This is a genomic window from Pseudomonas sp. BAY1663 (genome assembly GCF_000582595.1).
In the GTDB taxonomy this organism is placed as follows: Bacteria; Pseudomonadota; Gammaproteobacteria; order Pseudomonadales; family Pseudomonadaceae; genus Stutzerimonas; species Stutzerimonas stutzeri_AF.
In genome coordinates this window covers 24,404-40,893 of the sequence record NZ_AZSV01000037.1, presented here as the reverse complement: position 1 = coordinate 40,893, position 16,490 = coordinate 24,404, and the positions used below count along the sequence as shown (strand labels likewise).

10 protein-coding genes and 3 pseudogenes are annotated in these 16,490 nt (G+C 63.7%); 5 read left to right on the top strand and 8 right to left on the bottom strand.

Annotated elements, in window-relative coordinates; translation table 11 throughout:
* Nucleotides 1–121: 121 nt before the first annotated feature.
* The 4 genes from ahpC to secA all read right to left on the bottom strand — a co-directional run bounded on the left by ahpC (nucleotide 122) and on the right by secA (nucleotide 5,989).
* A complete protein-coding gene (ahpC, locus tag BAY1663_RS12335; RefSeq protein ID WP_021208079.1) occupies nucleotides 122–685 on the bottom strand; it encodes an alkyl hydroperoxide reductase subunit C in 564 nt (187 codons plus the stop codon).
* Between the two features lie 151 nt (nucleotides 686–836).
* Nucleotides 837–1,787 carry a Nudix family hydrolase gene (locus BAY1663_RS12330; protein WP_037041193.1) on the bottom strand — a complete coding sequence of 317 codons (951 nt, stop codon included), beginning with the start codon at nucleotides 1,785–1,787 and terminating at the stop codon, nucleotides 837–839.
* A 133-nt stretch (nucleotides 1,788–1,920) separates the two neighbouring features.
* Entirely contained in the window at nucleotides 1,921–3,138 is a 1,218-nt protein-coding gene (argJ, locus tag BAY1663_RS12325) for a bifunctional glutamate N-acetyltransferase/amino-acid acetyltransferase ArgJ (RefSeq protein WP_037041191.1), read from the bottom strand.
* A gap of 112 nt (nucleotides 3,139–3,250) precedes the next feature.
* Nucleotides 3,251–5,989, bottom strand: coding sequence for a preprotein translocase subunit SecA (gene secA / locus BAY1663_RS12320; protein ID WP_037041188.1), 2,739 nt, complete (start codon nucleotides 5,987–5,989; stop codon nucleotides 3,251–3,253).
* Between the two features lie 296 nt (nucleotides 5,990–6,285).
* Between secA and BAY1663_RS12315 the strand changes: the two genes are divergently transcribed.
* The 4 genes and pseudogenes from BAY1663_RS12315 to BAY1663_RS12300 all read left to right on the top strand — a co-directional run bounded on the left by BAY1663_RS12315 (nucleotide 6,286) and on the right by BAY1663_RS12300 (nucleotide 8,107).
* A complete protein-coding gene (locus tag BAY1663_RS12315; RefSeq protein WP_037041185.1) occupies nucleotides 6,286–6,741 on the top strand; it encodes a DciA family protein in 456 nt (151 codons plus the stop codon).
* A 150-nt stretch (nucleotides 6,742–6,891) separates the two neighbouring features.
* Nucleotides 6,892–7,356: a hypothetical protein gene (locus tag BAY1663_RS12310; protein WP_037041182.1), complete on the top strand. Its 465-nt coding sequence runs from the start codon at nucleotides 6,892–6,894 to the stop codon at nucleotides 7,354–7,356.
* Between the two features lie 98 nt (nucleotides 7,357–7,454).
* Complete coding sequence (locus tag BAY1663_RS12305) at nucleotides 7,455–7,712, top strand: YebG family protein (protein ID WP_037041179.1); 258 nt, start codon at nucleotides 7,455–7,457, stop codon at nucleotides 7,710–7,712.
* Nucleotides 7,713–7,841: 129 nt separating this feature from the next.
* Nucleotides 7,842–8,107: pseudogene (locus BAY1663_RS12300) on the top strand (DUF3509 domain-containing protein).
* A gap of 152 nt (nucleotides 8,108–8,259) precedes the next feature.
* Here the strand turns inward: BAY1663_RS12300 and BAY1663_RS12295 are convergent.
* The 4 genes and pseudogenes from BAY1663_RS12295 to BAY1663_RS12280 all read right to left on the bottom strand — a co-directional run bounded on the left by BAY1663_RS12295 (nucleotide 8,260) and on the right by BAY1663_RS12280 (nucleotide 15,589).
* Nucleotides 8,260–10,883 (bottom strand): annotated as a pseudogene (locus BAY1663_RS12295) (LuxR C-terminal-related transcriptional regulator).
* A 249-nt stretch (nucleotides 10,884–11,132) separates the two neighbouring features.
* A pseudogene (locus BAY1663_RS12290) lies at nucleotides 11,133–12,514 on the bottom strand (DUF1329 domain-containing protein).
* A gap of 98 nt (nucleotides 12,515–12,612) precedes the next feature.
* Nucleotides 12,613–14,406: a DUF1302 domain-containing protein gene (locus BAY1663_RS12285; RefSeq protein WP_037041175.1), complete on the bottom strand. Its 1,794-nt coding sequence runs from the start codon at nucleotides 14,404–14,406 to the stop codon at nucleotides 12,613–12,615.
* Between the two features lie 625 nt (nucleotides 14,407–15,031).
* Complete coding sequence (locus BAY1663_RS12280) at nucleotides 15,032–15,589, bottom strand: hypoxanthine-guanine phosphoribosyltransferase (protein WP_037041172.1); 558 nt, start codon at nucleotides 15,587–15,589, stop codon at nucleotides 15,032–15,034.
* A 262-nt stretch (nucleotides 15,590–15,851) separates the two neighbouring features.
* Here BAY1663_RS12280 and upp point away from each other — a divergent pair, with 262 nt between their 5' ends.
* Complete coding sequence (gene upp, locus BAY1663_RS12275) at nucleotides 15,852–16,490, top strand: uracil phosphoribosyltransferase (protein ID WP_037041170.1); 639 nt, start codon at nucleotides 15,852–15,854, stop codon at nucleotides 16,488–16,490.

The window sequence follows — 16,490 nt, the reverse complement described above, 5'->3', positions numbered from 1 at the left end:
GATCGACGGTACCTACGTGCGAATTTCAGTTAATAAAACGCCCGGACGGGTCGCGTCCAGGCGTCGGGTTGGTAGAGGCCGGGTCACGGCCTCTCCAGCATGCAAGGCAGGTAGGCGAAGCTTAGATCTTGCCGACCAGGTCCAGCGACGGAGCCAGGGTCTTCTCGCCTTCTTTCCACTTGGCCGGGCAAACTTCGCCCGGGTGCGCGGCGGTGTACTGGGCGGCCTTCAGCTTGCGCAGGGTTTCGCCGACGTCACGCGCGATTTCGTTGGAGTGGATTTCCAGGGTCTTGATCTGGCCTTCCGGGTTGATGATGAAGGTGCCACGCAGGGCCAGGCCTTCTTCGGCAATGTGTACGCCGAAAGCGTTGGTCAGCTGGTGGGTCGGGTCGCCGATCAGCGGGAACTGCGCCTTGCCAACGGCCGGGGAGGTTTCATGCCAGACCTTGTGCGAGAAGTGGGTGTCGGTGGTGACGATGTACACCTCGGCACCGGCCTTCTGGAACTCGGCGTAGTTGTTGGCCGCGTCCTCGATCTCGGTCGGGCAGTTGAAGGTGAAGGCTGCCGGCATGAAGATCAGTACCGACCACTTGCCCTTCAGGGACTCTTCGGTGACTTCGATGAACTTGCCGTTGTGGAAAGCGTTGACCTTGAACGGTTGAACTTGGGTGTTGATCAGAGACATCTGCTAACTCCTTCAGGGGGTTCAGAAATTTAACGGGGCCTACGATAACGCAGTCAGTCGCATACGGTTAATTGATTAAGAGAATAAGCAAAATTACTTTTCTCTATCGAAGATCGTATAACGGCGACCCTGAGCCATCGACCGGCAATCGTCATGCAGGTTCAGCGGGCCATAGCGCTCTTATCGCCGCCACACCCTGTGCGCCGGCCCGCCATGCGTCGGGCAGGTGCGCCGGGGTCATACCGCCGAGCACGAAGGCCGGCTGGTTGAAGCCCTGCAACAGCTCCGTCACCCGCGGCCATCCCAACGGACACGCCTCGGGATGCGTCGGCGTCGCCAGTACGGGTGACAACGTGACGAAATCTACGCCCAATGCCGTAGCCATGGCCAGCTCTTCGGCATCATGGCAGGAGGCCGCCAGCCATTGCCCGGCCGGAAGCGGCCGGGCCTGTCCCGCATGGCGTCGAAGCTGCTCGGCCGTCAGCTGCCAGCCGGCGGCCGGAAACCCGCTCGCCCACTCCAGCGGGCCCTTGAGCATGAGCTGCGCCCGCCCGGCGCACAGGGCCAGGGCGTCGGTCGCCAGCGCCCGGTAGTCGGCGTCGGACAGCGACGGTGCGCGTAGCTGGAGCAGGCGGATGCCGGCATCCAAGGCTCGCGCCAGGCCGTCCAGCAATTCTCGCGGGGAAGCATCGTCAGGGGTAATCAGATAGCGATCGGGCAAGCGCGCGGCGGCGACGATCGGACGGTTCGCCGCCGGGAAGGCGTAGTCCGACAATCGTGCCGGCGCGACCCAGGCCAGCGGCTGGCCTTCGGCGCCGTGCGGCTCGCCGGAAAATGCCGATACCTCCCAGACGTCCAGCAGGACGTGCTTGTCCGGGTAGTCGTGGCGCACCTGGATCAGCGGTCGCGCCGCCGTCACGCCGATGCCCAGTTCCTCCAGCAGTTCGCGCGCGAGCGCGGTCTCGACGGCCTCGCCCGCCTCGACCTTGCCGCCGGGAAACTCCCACAGCCCGCCCTGGTGTTTGTCGAGCGGCCGCTTGGCGATCAGCACGAGACCGTCCGCGCAGCGGACGACCGCGGCTGCGACATGGATTCGTTTCATAGGTCAGGCTTCAGCCGGCAGCGTTGCATGCTGCAGGAGCGCGCCATGCTCGCGAACCCCGGCCACGCAGAGTCATCGCGGGCATGGCCCGCTCCTACGAAAGTGTGCCCCCCTCTACCACAGCACCGCTTTTTCACGTGCGGTATTCGGCGTTGATCCGCACGTACTCGTGCGACAGATCTGTGGTCCAGATAGTCTCGCTGCAGGCGCCACGGCCCAGTTCGATGCGGATGGTGATTTCCTCGCGGGCCATCACCGCCGCCCCCTGTTCCTCGGTGTAGCTGGCCGCGCGGCCACCCTGGCTGGCGATGCAGACCTCACCGAGGTAGACGTCGATCCTGCTCACGTCCAGCTCCGGCACACCGGCATAGCCCACCGCGGCGAGGATACGGCCCCAGTTCGGATCGGAGGCGAACAGTGCGGTCTTGATCAGCGGCGAGTGCGCGACGGCATAGCCGACGTCCAGGCATTCCTGGTGGTTGCCGCCGCCGTTGACCTGCACGGTGACGAACTTGGTCGCACCTTCGCCATCGCGGACGATGGCCTGGGCGACTTCCATGAATACCTCGAACACCGCCTGCCGCAGCTTGGCGAACAGCTCGCCGGCCGCCTCGGTGATTTCCGGCAGCACGGCCTGGCCGGTGGCGATCAGCATGCAGCAGTCGTTGGTGGAGGTGTCGCCGTCGATGGTGATGCGGTTGAACGACTTGTTCGCCGCATCGCGCACCAGATCCTGCAGCACGCCCTGCGCCACCTTGGCGTCGGTGGCGATGTAGCCGAGCATGGTCGCCATGTTCGGCCGGATCATGCCGGCGCCCTTGCTGATGCCGGTCACCGTGACGGTCACGCCGTCGTGCTGGAACTGCCGGCTGGCGCCCTTGGGCAGGGTGTCGGTGGTCATGATGCCGCTGGCGGCAGCGGCCCAGTTATCCACGGACAGGTCATCGAGCGCCGCCTGCAGGGCGGATTCGATCTTCTCCACCGGCAGCGGCTCGCCGATCACACCGGTGGAGAATGGCAGCACCGCCGCCTCGTCGACGCCGGTCAGCGCTGCCAGGGCGGCGCAGGTGCGGCGGGCATTGGCCAATCCCTGCGGCCCGGTCCCGGCATTGGCGTTGCCGGTGTTGGTCAGCAGGTAGCGCACCGCGCCGTGCATGCGCTCGCGGGTGACCAGCACCGGCGCCGCACAGAAGGCATTGGTGGTCGTCACGCCAGCCACGCGCGAGCCTTCGGCACAGCGCATCACCACCACGTCCTTGCGGCCGGGGCGCTTGATGCCGGCCGAGGCGATACCGAGTTCGAAACCGGGAACCGGATGCAGCGTGGGTAAAGGACCAAGACCGACCGCCATGGATACGCTCCTTCAGACGTTGAATGGCCCGCGGGCCATGAGGAAAACGGGGAGAAAAACGCCGCGAGCGGCAGGACCGGTCGCGGCGCGGGTTCACATGGAAAGGTTCCGCTTACTGGACCTGTCCATGGCAATGCTTGTACTTCTTGCCCGAGCCGCATGGGCAGGGCTCGTTGCGGCCGATCTTCGGCTCGGTGCGCACCGGTGCCACGGCGACGTCGGCCTGGCCTTCGGCCTCGGCCTGCTCCTCCGGTTGCTCCAGCGCGGAGACTTCCGCATGTTGGAACTGCATGCGGCGCGCCAGTTCCTCGGCTTCGCGCCGCAGGCGCGCCTCCTCTTCCGCCGGGTCTTCGCGGCGTACCTGGACATGGGACAGCACGCGGATGCTGTCGCGCTTGATGGAATCGAGCAGATCCTGGAACAGCGCGAAGGACTCGCGCTTGTACTCCTGCTTCGGGTTCTTCTGTGCGTAGCCGCGCAGGTGGATGCCGTGACGCAGATGATCCATGGTGGACAGGTGCTCCTTCCACAGATCGTCCAGCACGCGCAGCACGATCTGCTTCTCGAAGGAGCGCAGCGCCTCGGCACCGGCCATCTCTTCCTTCTCGCGATAGGCGTCGAGCAGGGCCTGCATGATCTTCTCGCGCAGGGTTTCCTCGTAGAGCTTCTCGTCCTCGTCGAGCCACTGCTGGATCGGCAAGCGTACCCCGAAGTCGCTGTAGAGCGTGGCTTCCAGGCCGGGAATGTCCCACTGCTCCGGCAACGATTGCGGCGGAATGTGCCCCCCGATGGCGGCATCCAGCGCTTCCTGGCGGAACTCGACGATGGTCTGGCCGATTTCATCGGCGGCCAGCAGGCTGTTGCGCATGTGGTAGATGACCTTGCGCTGCTCGTTGGCGACGTCGTCGTACTCCAGCAGTTGCTTGCGCATGTCGAAGTTGCGTCCCTCGACCTTGCGCTGCGCCTTTTCGATGGCATTGGTGACCATGCGGTGCTCGATCGCCTCGCCAGACTCCATGCCCAGCGCCTTCATGAAGTTCTTCACCCGGTCGGAGGCGAAGATGCGCATCAGGTTGTCTTCCAGCGACAGGTAGAAGCGGCTGGAACCCGGGTCACCCTGGCGCCCGGCACGGCCGCGCAGCTGGTTGTCGATACGCCGCGACTCGTGGCGCTCGGAGGCGATCACGTGCAGGCCACCGGCCTCGAGCACCTGCTGGTGGCGCGTCTGCCAGTCCGCCTTGATCCGGGCGACCTGTTCCTCGCTCGGATTCTCCAGGGCTGCCACCTCCACTTCCCAGTTGCCACCGAGCAGGATGTCGGTACCGCGACCGGCCATGTTGGTGGCGATGGTCACCGCGCCCGGCCGGCCGGCCTGGGCGATGATCTCGGCTTCCTTGTCGTGGTGCTTGGCGTTGAGCACCTTGTGCTCGATGCCTTCCTTCTCCAGCAGGCGCGAGACGTATTCGGAGGTCTCGATGGTGGCGGTGCCGACCAGCACCGGCCGGCCCTGCTCCCGGCATTCCTTGATGTCGGCGATGATCGCGGCGAACTTCTCTTCCTGGGTCAGGTAGACCAGGTCGTTGAAATCCTTGCGCGCCAGCGGCTTGTTGGTCGGGATGACCACCACTGGCAGGTTGTAGATCTGCTGGAACTCGAAGGCCTCGGTATCGGCGGTACCGGTCATGCCGGAGAGTTTCTTGTACAGGCGGAAGTAGTTCTGGAAGGTGGTGGACGCCAGGGTCTGGCTTTCCGGCTGGATCTGCAGCCCTTCCTTCGCCTCGATGGCCTGGTGCAGGCCCTCGGAGAGGCGGCGGCCGGGCATGGTACGGCCGGTATGCTCGTCGATCAGCAGCACCTGGTTGTTCTGCACGATGTATTCGACGTTGCGATGGAACAGCTTGTGCGCGCGCAGCCCGGAATAGACATGGGTCAGCAAGCCGAGATTGTGCGCCGAATAGAGACTTTCGCCCTCGGCGAGCAGGCCGGCCTTGGTCAGCAGTTCCTCGATGAACTGGTGGCCCTGCTCGTTCAGTTCCACCTGGCGGGTCTTTTCATCGACGGTGAAGTGGCCTTCCTGGGTAACGACGCCCTCTTCCTCCTCGATGTGCTGCTTGAGGTGCGGGATCAGCTGGTTGATCTGCTGGTAGAGCTTGGAGCTGTCTTCGGCCTGGCCGGAAATGATCAGCGGGGTGCGCGCCTCGTCGATCAGGATGGAGTCGACCTCGTCGATGACGGCGAAATTGAGCTCGCGCTGGTGCTTCTCCTCCAGGCTGAACGCCATGTTGTCGCGCAGGTAGTCGAAACCGAATTCGTTGTTGGTGCCGTAGGTGATGTCGGCGGCGTAGGCGGCGCGCTTCTCTTCCGGCGGCTGGAACGGCGTGACGATACCGACCGTGAGGCCGAGGAATTCGTACAACGGACGCATCCAGTTGGCGTCGCGACGTGCCAGGTAATCGTTGACCGTCACCACATGCACGCCTTTGCCGGCCAGCGCATTCAGATAGACCGCGAGGGTGGCGACCAGGGTCTTGCCCTCACCGGTGCGCATCTCGGCGATGCGGCCTTCGTGCAAGGTCATGCCACCGATGAGCTGAACGTCGAAATGGCGCATGCCCATCACACGCTTGCCGGCCTCGCGGCAGACGGCGAAGGCCTCGGGAAGGATCTGGTCGAGGGTTTCGCCTTTATCGAGACGGGCCTTGAACTCTTCGGTCTTGCTCCGCAGTTGCTCGTCGGAAAGCGACAGCATCCGCTCTTCGAGGGCATTGACGGCCTGCACCGCCTTGAGCATGCGTTTGACCTCACGCTCATTCTTGCTTCCAAAGAGTTTCTTCAATAAAGGCGCAAACATATCGACAAGGACTTCCATGCTGGGGATGGAGGCACGGCCGTGGACCTCACGGCTGCGTGCAAAGCGGCCATTCTACTCGGAAACGACAGTGAGGAAAGGTGCCTGACCGCGCAGCCCGGCGACGCCGCGAAGCCACCGGCGCTTGACCGCATGGTCATCGCCGCCACCGGAGCTCGCCGGACTGGCCGGCCCGAAACGGGCAGCGGCGCATCGACCATGACCGGCCTGGAAGCATCGGCGCGATGGCGCGAAAGCTTCTGCTACCATGTCGGCTCCTGCGTTCAAGACATACCGCCATGGCCTTTCGTCCGTCGCCGGCCCGCGCTCCCGCCGCCCTGCTGCGCGAGGCGAAGCCGCTCAGAGCACTATTCGGGGAAGCCCTGCGACTCGACCGCCTGCAGCAACTGCTGGAAAGCCAGCTGCAGCCGGCGGCGCGCGAGCATTGCCGCGTGGCCACCTGGCGCGAGGGCAGTCTGCTGCTGATCGTCACCGATGGCCACTGGGCGACGCGCCTGCGCTACCAGCAGCGTCGCCTGCTGCGTCAGCTGCAAGCGTTCGAGGAGTTTGCCGGGCTGGCCCGCATCCAGATCAAAGTGCAGCCAGCGCCACCGCCGCGGCATATGCCGCCCCGCACCCAGCCGCTTTCCAGCAACGCCGCCGACAGCATCCAGGCCGCCGCCCAGGGTATCCGCGACCCCAAACTGCGCGCCGCCCTGGAACGCCTGGCCAGCCATGCCCAGCATGACGCCTGAGATCCGTCCCGCCGGTGCCGTGCATCGGCCATCGCGGGGCAGCATCCGTGCCCAGGGTCGGCTGGCGTTTCGCTCGCGGCCACGCCGGACTCCAAAGGCCTGCGCCGAACCATCCACAGCCCCCGGCTACCCGACTCCCGGAATCCGACCATGCTGATTGGCGCCCTGCTCGTCCTCACCTGGCTGATACTGCTGATTCGCTACCCGCTCAGAGCGGTGCCCGTCTCGTTGGGGGCCGCGCTGGGCCTGGTACTGATTGCCGGCTGGGTGCTCTGGCAAGAGCATCGTGAAGAACAGTTGCTGGCCCAGCTCGAGTTGCGCCTGGTCTATGCCCCCGAGCGCTGCCCCGGTGCCCAGCCGCTGTACACGAGCCTGCACAACCACAGCGACAAGCCCCTGCAGGAGCTGCGCTGGGAGGTCGCCGCCTATGCGCCGGGCTCGCGCACCAACCTGGCACGCGCCACCTTCGAGGCCCCGACCTATCAAGGGCCCGGCGATTTGCAGAGCGGTGCGCACTGGGAATCCTGCCTGCCCTTGCCGCCGCTGCGCAGCGGTTATCGCGCCGCCACGCTGGAATTTCGCGCCGAACGCCTGCAGGGCCGTTTCGCCAACTGACGCGACCTTCGCTGCGCACGGGCGCTGTTCATCTTCGCCCGGCCGGCTTACACTGTACAAACAAACAGTATATTTCTGCCAATTGACCGAGGTGGTAAATGGCCGTCGAAGTGGTGTACCGCAGCAGCCGGGACCTGGAGCGTTTGTTCATGGATAAAGCAGAAGCCGATCGTCACGACAAGATGCTGGAGCTCGCCGAAGCGCTGGCGGCAGTGTTGCGGCATGCATCGCCCACGCTGAGCGAACAGCAGGCCGAAGACCTCGGCATCTACATGGCCAGGCACCGCGAACAGTTCGCCAAGGCCTTCAAGAACAACCCCGACGCCCTTTCCGAATTGCCGGGCGAGACAGCCTGAGCGAAGAAGGGCCGCCAGGCAGGACGCGCCATGGCGGTTGGCCTCGGGTCAGGCCCTCGTCGCACACGGGAAACTTGTCACCGTCTTGCCGGGTCCATTGCTGGCAGCCCCTCACACAGGTACTCAGGCATGACCAGCTCATTCCAGAAGATCAGCGATGTGTTTCGTCCCCACTACAACGTCAACTTCAGCATCGAGAAACCGGACGGCAGCATTCTACTGACCTGACCGGAGCCGAGGGGGTGGCCGTGAAGCGCTTCATCAGCGCCGAGCAATGGCGGGACCAGCAACAGTTGCAACGCTTGATCACCAGCCTGCAATTCAGCCTCGCCATCGAGCGCGGCGAGCAGGCCCCAGCCATACCGGGCGAAAGGCTCCAGCCCGCCGCCCTGTAACGCCTCGCCTGATTGCCTGCAGGCTGCCGTACCGTCCGCGTTTCAGCGCCACAAAAACAAGAACGCCCCACCCCTTCCGTCTGTCGCCCCTCGAGGGTGTGCAGCGTGCCGCCGTGCCTGCAAGCAGACCGGCGGCACGGCATCGGCGACCGTCAGAGCCAAGCCAGCGTCTTGGCCTTGGCCACCGCCTGCGTTCGGCGCGCGACTCCCAGCTTGGTGTTGATCCGGCGCGCATGGGTCTTGACCGTGTGCAGCGAAATGAACAGCTGCTCGGCGATCTCCTGGTTCGAACAGCCCTGGGCGATCAGACGCAACACGGTCAGCTCACGGTTGCTCAGCAGCAGATTGTCGGGCACCGGCCCCGCTTCATCCGGCTCGCGCTCGTATTGCAACAAGCGATCGCGCAACGACTCGCCCTTGGCGGCAGCGGCATGACGCGCGCCAGCCAGAGAGGCTGGCGATGCTCCAGCTCGTACAACGGCTTGACCAGCTGCTGGCGGGCCGCTTCGCCGAGCGCCAGGCGCAACTCCTGTTCCGCCTCGGCCGTCTGGCCGCTGGCCTGCAGCGCCTCCGCCAGCGTGAAGCGGCACTCGCACGCCAGCCCCAGGCGCTGCGCACGCAGGTTCTGCTCGACCTGCCCACGCAACGCCATGATCGCCCGCTCCGGATGCCCCTCGAGCACATCGATCACCGCCAGGTAGCGGCGCAGCCTTGGCAGCAGTTCGTAGAAGCCCGATGGCGCCAGATAGCCCTTGCCCTCGTAGAGCTCCAATACCTGGCACAGCACCGCACGTGCCTTGCGCAACTCGCCCTGGTGCAACCAGGCGACGCCGGTAATCAGCAGCAGGATGCCGCGAAAGCGCGCCTCCGGCACATGCCGCCACTGCGTAAGCCGCTCGGCCTCGCGCAGCCAGTGATAGGCGCAGGAAAACTCCTGGTTGCGCGCGGCCAGTTCCGCAAGCCCGACATAGCCGAAGAAGCAGTACGAATCGCCGCAGGTTTCCGTCTCCACCTTGCCGCGCTGGTACGCCTCCTGGGCGGGCTCATCGAGCCCCTGATAAGCCAGCAGGTGGCCCTGCAGGAGCTGCAGCCGGCCGATGATCGGGCTATGGCGCACCGTTTCGCGCAGCGCCTGCAGGGCCTCGTCCAATACGCCAACGGCGCGCTCGAATTCGCCGGTAAGTTCGAGCAACTGGATGCGATCGACGCTGAGCATCACTTCGTAGAGCACGCTCCCCTTGAGCCGCGCGAGCTTCATGCCCTCGCTGTTGTAGTGCTGCGCCAGCTCCAGCTCGCCCTCGGCCATCGCCTGCTGCGTCAACGCCTGGTAGCACAACACGCGCTGCGCCCAGGCATGATCGGACAGGACTTCGAGCGCCTGCAGACAATTCTCGCGCGCCTCCGGCTCACCCCGCAGGCGCGCCAGGAAGCCCCGTAACGCCTGCCATTGCGCCAGCAGCTGGGCCTGGCGCCGGGCGTCCGGCTGGGGAAAGAACTTGGCCAGTTCGGCCAGGCACTCATCCACCTCATCGAGGCGCGCCGAGACGATCAACGCCCAGCCCTGCAGCACGATCAGCCGCGTGGTGCTGGCGAACAGGTCCTGGGGCAGCTCGCTGCGCCACTTGAGAAAATGCGAGACGTTGTCACCGATCAGCAGTTGTTCCTGCCCGTAGCGCTGCAGGTAGTTGGCGGCCACCTCCGGCTGCCCCGCCCACAATGCATGCTCCACGGCTTCGCGCATCTCGCCGCGACTGGCGAACCACTGGCAGGCGCGCAGGTGCACCTGGGTCGGCGAGACCGCCTCGCTGGAGCGCTGCAGCATCAGCGCCAGCGGCTTCCACAGGCGGAACCACTCGCCGCAGTTGTCGATCTGCCGGATGAACAGCTGGAACGTCTTGAGCACATCGAGAATGTCGCTGCCCACACCGTCGAGCACGTGGTCGCAAAGCTCCGCGGAGAAGCGTGGCATGCGCGCCAGCGCCATCAAGGCTCGCCGGACTTCATCACTCTGCCCCGCCAGCACCTCGCGCTGCACGTAGTCGCGCAGCAGTGGCGTGCCGGCGACCAGGCGCTCGCGCAGCGCCTGTTCATCGGCATTGAGCAGCATCAGGCAGACGCCCGCCGGCCAGCCTTCGGTACCGCCGAGCAGTTGCTGGAAGCTCTCGCGCGGCAGCGCCAACCGGTGCATCTTGAGCAGCTGTTCGAGCTCCGCCGAAGTCAGTGCCAGGGCCTCCGCCTCCAGTTCGAACAGATGGCCCTGCAACAAGAGCCTCGGCAGCTTCCAGGCCGGCTGGCGGCGGCTGGTCACCCACCAGCTGACCGAGGCCGGCCCCATGTCCAGCAGCATATCGAGGCAGGCATCGAGTTCGGGGCTGCGCTCACGCGGATAGTCGTCCAGCATGATCCACAGCGGCTGCCGGGCGCTGCGCAACAAGGCCAACAGCCCGTCCTGGACACTGGCGTCGCGCTCCAGGCTTTCCGACAACGCGACAGCCAACTGGGCGTGCAACGCCTCGGGGGAGCAGGTACGTCCGCCCAGGTCAAGCCATATCAACTGCGTATCCGCCGGGACCAGGCGGGCGCACTCGCTCATCAGCACGGTCTTGCCGAAGCCGGCGGGGGCACAGATCAGGCGCAACCGGCAATCGGCAGCCAGTAGCGCCTCGATCAACCTCGGCCGCGGTATGTGGACAGGTGGCAGACGTGGAATCGTAGCGACTTGCCCCTGAGCGCCAGCCTCTGCGCTGAGCGCATCAGGAATGAAGCGTACGGACATGGCAATGGTTCTCTTGTTCGAATCAATCCATTGAAACACAGCGCACGCCATCGACCGGACCTTGCGGCCCGATCACGACGGCGATGCCCGCTCATGCCGACATCGCGGGATGCAACGCTGCAGCAATTGCACCGCTTTGTCGACCCGTGCCGCTCAGCTGCCGCACCGACTGGCTGCAAGCCGAATGAACGAAAATTATCATCCGCTTGTTCGAGGCAGAAAAAAAGGCGGCCAATTGGCCGCCTTTATTCATCGACGAAATGCCCCGGGATCAACGCACCCCGCATTGCGCAGCGCCGCAGGCGTGAAGTCCCGCGCCGAGGCGCGATAGCCGTACTCGTGGGGCTTCTCCTCGTTGCTCATGCCGATGGCGATGTAGCGGCCGGAGATGATGTCGTACAGGGCCTCGAAGGCATATGCCGGCACCTTGTGCTGGTAGTACTGCAGCAGGTGGGCTTCACCTACGCGCCACAGCTGGCCACGGCCGTCGTACAGCTCCGACTGGACGATGGTCCAGCTGTCCTCGTCGACGAAGAAGCGCCGCTTGGCGTAGATGTTGCGCTCGCCGCTCTTGAGCGTGGCTTCGATCTCCCAGACACGGTGCAGCTCGTAGCGCGCCAGATCCTGGTTGGCGTGGCCGGCTTGATGATGTCGTCGTACTTGAGGTCGCTGGAGGCGATATCGAAGCTGTTATAGGGCACGAACAGCTCCTTCTTGCCCACCAGCTTCCAGTCGTAGCGATCCGGCGCGCCGCTGAACATGTCGAAGTTGTCGGTGGTCCGCATACCATCCGAAGCGGTACCCGGACCGTCGTAGGCCACCTGTGGAGCACGACGCACGCGACGCTGGCCGGCATTGTAGATCCACGCCTGGCGCGGGTCCTTCACCTGGTCCAGCGAGTCGTGCACCAGCAGCACGTTGCCCGCCAGACGCGACGGCGCGGTTACCCTCTGCTTGAAGAACAGCAGGGCATTCTTGGCGCGCTCCGGATCCAGATCGGTCATTCCCGACGGGAAGGCGACCTCGTCCTCGAAGTGGACCATGGTGTAGCTGCCATTGGTCTGCGGCGTCGCCTGGACGATGTTGCGGCGCACGTTGCCACCGCGATAGCGGGTGATGTGGTTCCACACCACTTCCAGGCCGTTCTGTGGAATCGGGAACGCGTAGTAGCGGCTCTCGGTGAAGTTGGCCAGACCGTTGCCGCCCTCGACGAGCTCGGTGTTCAGGGCGCTGGTCTTGGCAGCCGCGTAGATCTCGTCCGGAACGGCGACGCTACGGTGGGTCGGAAACACCCGGATCTTGTAGGTATCCGGATAGCGCTTGAACATGGCCAGCTGGCCGGCGGTCAGCTTGTCCTTGTACTGCTCGGCGTTCTGCGCGGTGATGACGAACTTGGGCTGCTCATCCTTGAACGGGTTGGTCAGATGGCCGCTCTTGAGCGGCGCGGCGTCGGTCTTCAAGCCGCCGGTCCACTCGGGAATGGTGCCATCGGCATTACCCGCCTTCTCCGCACCCAGCGGCGTCAGGGTGGTTCCCAGCTTGGCGGCTTCGTCCGCAGAGACAGCGGCCATCACGCTGCTGGCGAGCAGCGAGAAGGCCAAGACACTGAATAGCTTTCTTGTTGTTTTCATACGATTCCAGTTCCTCTTGATCTTGTTTTTGCCCGGAGGCCTTGCGTATCGCATCGCCCGCCGATGCTCCACCGTGCGGGCGCTCGGGAATCGCCCCCTTAGAAGTTCACACCGACGCTGAAGGCGAGGAAATCGCGATCGACCAGCGTGTTGTAGTCGCCATCGAAGAAGTCGGTGTAGGACAGGCTAGCGGTATAGGTGTTCTGGTATTCGGCATCCAGCCCAATGCTGACGGCCTTGGAGCCTTCCACGAACAGATTGTTCGGGCCATAACCGTTCACATCGTGGGAGAACGACAGGTTGGGCTTGAGGTTGATCCCGGCGAAGACGTTGTTGTAGTCAGCGATGGCACGCAGACGGTAGCCCCAGGAGTCAGCAGTCACGAAGCCGTCCCAACCATAACGCGCTGCAGCGTCCGCATTAGTAGCCGGAGAACCGAAAATAGCATCACGCCCGTAGCGAACATCACGCTTGTTTTCCAAGCCACCTACATGGGTATAGCCAATTTCACCAACAACAGTGATACGGCCCGCGCCAAGCACTTGATCGAAGAAGTGGGTAAAAGTCGTTTGTAGCTGCGTGACTTCCTTACGGTTGTATCCGTGGAAGTCCATGCCTGCCACTGAAAACGGATCACCACCACCCTGAAGAATTTGCCCTGCGCTGGCGAGCAGAGAGGTCACATCAGTAGTGTTGATCTGGATTGGAAGGTTAGGACGGTAACTGATTTCACCAGACCAGGCTGTACCGGTTGGTAGCGTTGTGGAGAAACTCAGCCCGTAAAGGCGAACATCTTCAGGATACTCAAGGAAGTACTGGCCCCGCCCTAGCAACGCTGCCGGAGCCAACGCTAACGGAAAGCCTCCACCGATGGCAGTCAAGACATCACCAATCCCCGCAGCGTCGGTATGGGTCATACCCAGATTGGGGGTCCGGCTATGATAATTCATGAAATAGGCGCCATATTCGGTCGAATCACCTAGCCAGCGAAGCGCTATACCGAACTGTCCAGAATCCCGTGCATCACGATCTCCTCCTCGCGGAATCATGACGCCCTCATCCGTGACCGTAACACCCACACTACCTAAAAGACCCGGTACTCCCGCAGGGAATGGCCCTAACACGTTGTAGTTAGTATCACAGCCATCCGCCGCCACGTCCGCCCCAGAGAAGAACGTGCCGCAGTTATCGACGATGGTCTGGTCCCACTCCAACTGGTAGAACGCCTCCATGCTCAGGCGGTCGCTGAGGCTCTGCGAGAGATAGAGCATGTTGACCGGAATCAGGCCCTCCTTGATCTCGGCGCCCGGCCGGCGGAACGCGGCGGCATCCAGCGGGTTGATCGAGTTGATGCTGTTGCCGATGAAGGTGCTCTCACCCCAGCTCACCACCTGCCGCCCGACACGTACGGTGCCCGGCAGATCCCCCAAGTAGTAGTTGTGGTACAGGAACGCATCGAGAATCTCCGCCCCCGACGACTGCGCAGCTTCCTTGCGGTTACTGTCGCTGATGTCCTTGAACAGGCGGCTCTCGTCCTTCAGCTCGAAGTCGTACCAGTATTTGCCCCGGATGAAAGCGCCGCTGTCGCGATAGCGCAGCTCCAGGTCATGGACGCCCTTGAAGATCTTGGAAAACGTTTCGCCTTTCTTGAAATTCAACCGCCCGTCGTCACCGGTCTGGGTAAAGCCCGTTCCACCGTTGGCCGCACCGACCAGATCCATGTCCCGATCGGCCATCGACCAGCTGGCACCGATGGACAGGGAGGAATCGAACTGGCCTTCGATTTCACCGATGTTGAAGTTGATGGCATAGGCCGGGGCGGCGGTGCTCAGCGCGATGGCGAGAGCGAGAGACTTGGGCTGGAAGACTCCGTGCCTTGTTGTTTTTGTCATGAGGCGCTCCTGGTTGGTTCGAAGTGCGTCAACCCTACCCAGACGCCGGCAGGGGGTTAAGCGCACTAAGGTTTGATTTAGCGTGTAATCCTTTAGTGTGAATAACCTTTCCAGCAGTGGCTTTCAGCGTGATTTCGTCTGGCCATGCCGTTCAGGGCTCACCTGAGATTAGCCTCGATTCCGCGCACCGCAAAGCCCGTCGCAGAGCCTTTGCGCCGGCGAAATGGGAGAAATGTCGGCCAGTTAGCCTAAAGTGCTATTCATGGCGGAGATACGACGCCCGAAACAGGGCGAATGACCCGGCGCCGGCAGGGCGAGAGGCAGGAGCCGCGCTCCCCGAACGGAGATGGAGCGGACAGGCTAGCGGCCAGCGAGCGTTACTTCGGGTGCCAGTTGGGGCGAAACGAAACACCGCAGTGAAGTTTCAGGGGGTGCCCCTAGGAGCGATGCGTGCCGCAGGTCCGCCCAAAGCTCAAGGCCATAGCCCCAGAGGGCAGTAAAGGCAGCAAGCAATCAGCGGATCCTGTGGCAGGCGCGACCCGCGGCGATGCGGGCTCTAAGCCCGCCCGAAAAGCCAAGGAGCACTGCCGGGGGCGGGGCTACTACAAAGGCGGCATCACCCGAATCACATGCCTTTTACCGCATAGATGCCCGGCGCATTACGCCAGTAGCCCTTGTAGTCCATGCCATAGCCGAAGATGTAGCGATCGATGCAACTGAGCCCGACGTAGTCGGCCTTCAGGTCAGGACGCGCCTTGCGCTGGTGATCCTTGTCGATCAACACGGCGGTATGCACCGCCGAAGCGCCGGCGTGACGGCAGAAATCGATGATCGCCCCCAGCGTGTGCCCTTCGTCCAGGATGTCATCGATGATCAGCACGTCGCGGTCGATGAAGGAGATTTCCGGCTTGGCCTTCCAGAACAGCTCGCCGCCACTGGTCTCGTTGCGGTAACGGGTCGCATGCAAGTAGGACAGCTCCAGCGGGAAGCTCAGCTTGGGCAGCAGCTTGCCGGAAAAGATCAAGCCGCCGTTCATCACGCAGAACACTACCGGGTTGCGTTCGGCCAGTTCGCCGTTGATCTGCTGCGCGACCGCGGCGATAGCCGCTTCGACCTGCGCCTCGGTGTAAAGGCAGTCTGCTTCTGCCATGACTTGACGGATGTGTGCGAGATCGACGGACATGGTGCGATTCCCCAGTGGTAGACAAGAATGATAGGAACGCCAGCAAACCCGGCGGGCCGCCAGGCCGATCCACGCTGCAGTCGATAGCCTGCGCAACGCAAAACCTGGCCGAACGGACCACTTTTCAGCCGCCCGCGAAAGGGCGGGGAAGATACCCACCCTGCATTCGGGCGGCAAGTCCATGGGATGAATGACAGGCGAATAGCCGCTGACCCGGTGATGCTTTAATCTAAGCCGGTTTATTCGCCCGCCGGAGCCCCCCATGCCCATTCGAGAGATCCGCCACCCGCTGATCCGCCACAAACTCGGCCTGATGCGTCGTGCCGACATCAGCACCAAGAACTTCCGCGAACTGGCTCAGGAAGTCGGCTCGATCCTCACCTACGAAGCGACCTCGGACCTGCCGCTGGAACATTACAGCATCGATGGCTGGTGCGGCCCGGTCCAGGTCGAGAAAATCTCCGGCAAGAAGATCACCGTGGTGCCGATCCTGCGTGCCGGGATCGGCATGCTCGACGGCGTGCTCAGCCTGATTCCCGGCGCCAAGGTCAGCGCGGTGGGAATCGCGCGCAACGAAGAAACCCTGCAGGCTCAGACCTACCTGGAAAAGCTGGTCCCGGAAATCGAGCAACGCCTGGCGATCATCATCGACCCGATGCTGGCCACCGGCGGCTCGATGGTGGCCACCATCGACATGCTGAAGAAGGCCGGCTGCAAGGAAATCCGCGCCCTGGTCCTGGTCGCCGCACCGGAAGGCATCGCCAAGGTGCAACAGGCGCACCCGGACGTCGTCATCTACACCGCCTCCATCGATCAGCGCCTGGACGAGAACGGCTACATCGTGCCGGGCCTCGGCGATGCCGGCGACAAGATCTTCGGCACCAAGCAGAAGGACATCTGA

Excerpts from the sequence above, each read along its gene's own strand:
- ahpC (WP_021208079.1), bottom strand. The coding sequence starts at position 685 with ATGTCTCTGATCAACACCCAAGTTCAACCGTTCAAGGTCAACGCTTTC.
- BAY1663_RS12330 (WP_037041193.1), bottom strand. The coding sequence starts at position 1,787 with ATGAAACGAATCCATGTCGCAGCCGCGGTCGTCCGCTGCGCGGACGGT.
- argJ (WP_037041191.1), bottom strand. The coding sequence starts at position 3,138 with ATGGCGGTCGGTCTTGGTCCTTTACCCACGCTGCATCCGGTTCCCGGT.
- secA (WP_037041188.1), bottom strand. The coding sequence starts at position 5,989 with ATGTTTGCGCCTTTATTGAAGAAACTCTTTGGAAGCAAGAATGAGCGT.
- BAY1663_RS12315 (WP_037041185.1), top strand. The coding sequence starts at position 6,286 with ATGGCCTTTCGTCCGTCGCCGGCCCGCGCTCCCGCCGCCCTGCTGCGC.
- BAY1663_RS12310 (WP_037041182.1), top strand. The coding sequence starts at position 6,892 with ATGCTGATTGGCGCCCTGCTCGTCCTCACCTGGCTGATACTGCTGATT.
- BAY1663_RS12305 (WP_037041179.1), top strand. The coding sequence starts at position 7,455 with ATGGCCGTCGAAGTGGTGTACCGCAGCAGCCGGGACCTGGAGCGTTTG.
- BAY1663_RS12285 (WP_037041175.1), bottom strand. The coding sequence starts at position 14,406 with ATGACAAAAACAACAAGGCACGGAGTCTTCCAGCCCAAGTCTCTCGCT.
- BAY1663_RS12280 (WP_037041172.1), bottom strand. The coding sequence starts at position 15,589 with ATGTCCGTCGATCTCGCACACATCCGTCAAGTCATGGCAGAAGCAGAC.
- upp (WP_037041170.1), top strand. The coding sequence starts at position 15,852 with ATGCCCATTCGAGAGATCCGCCACCCGCTGATCCGCCACAAACTCGGC.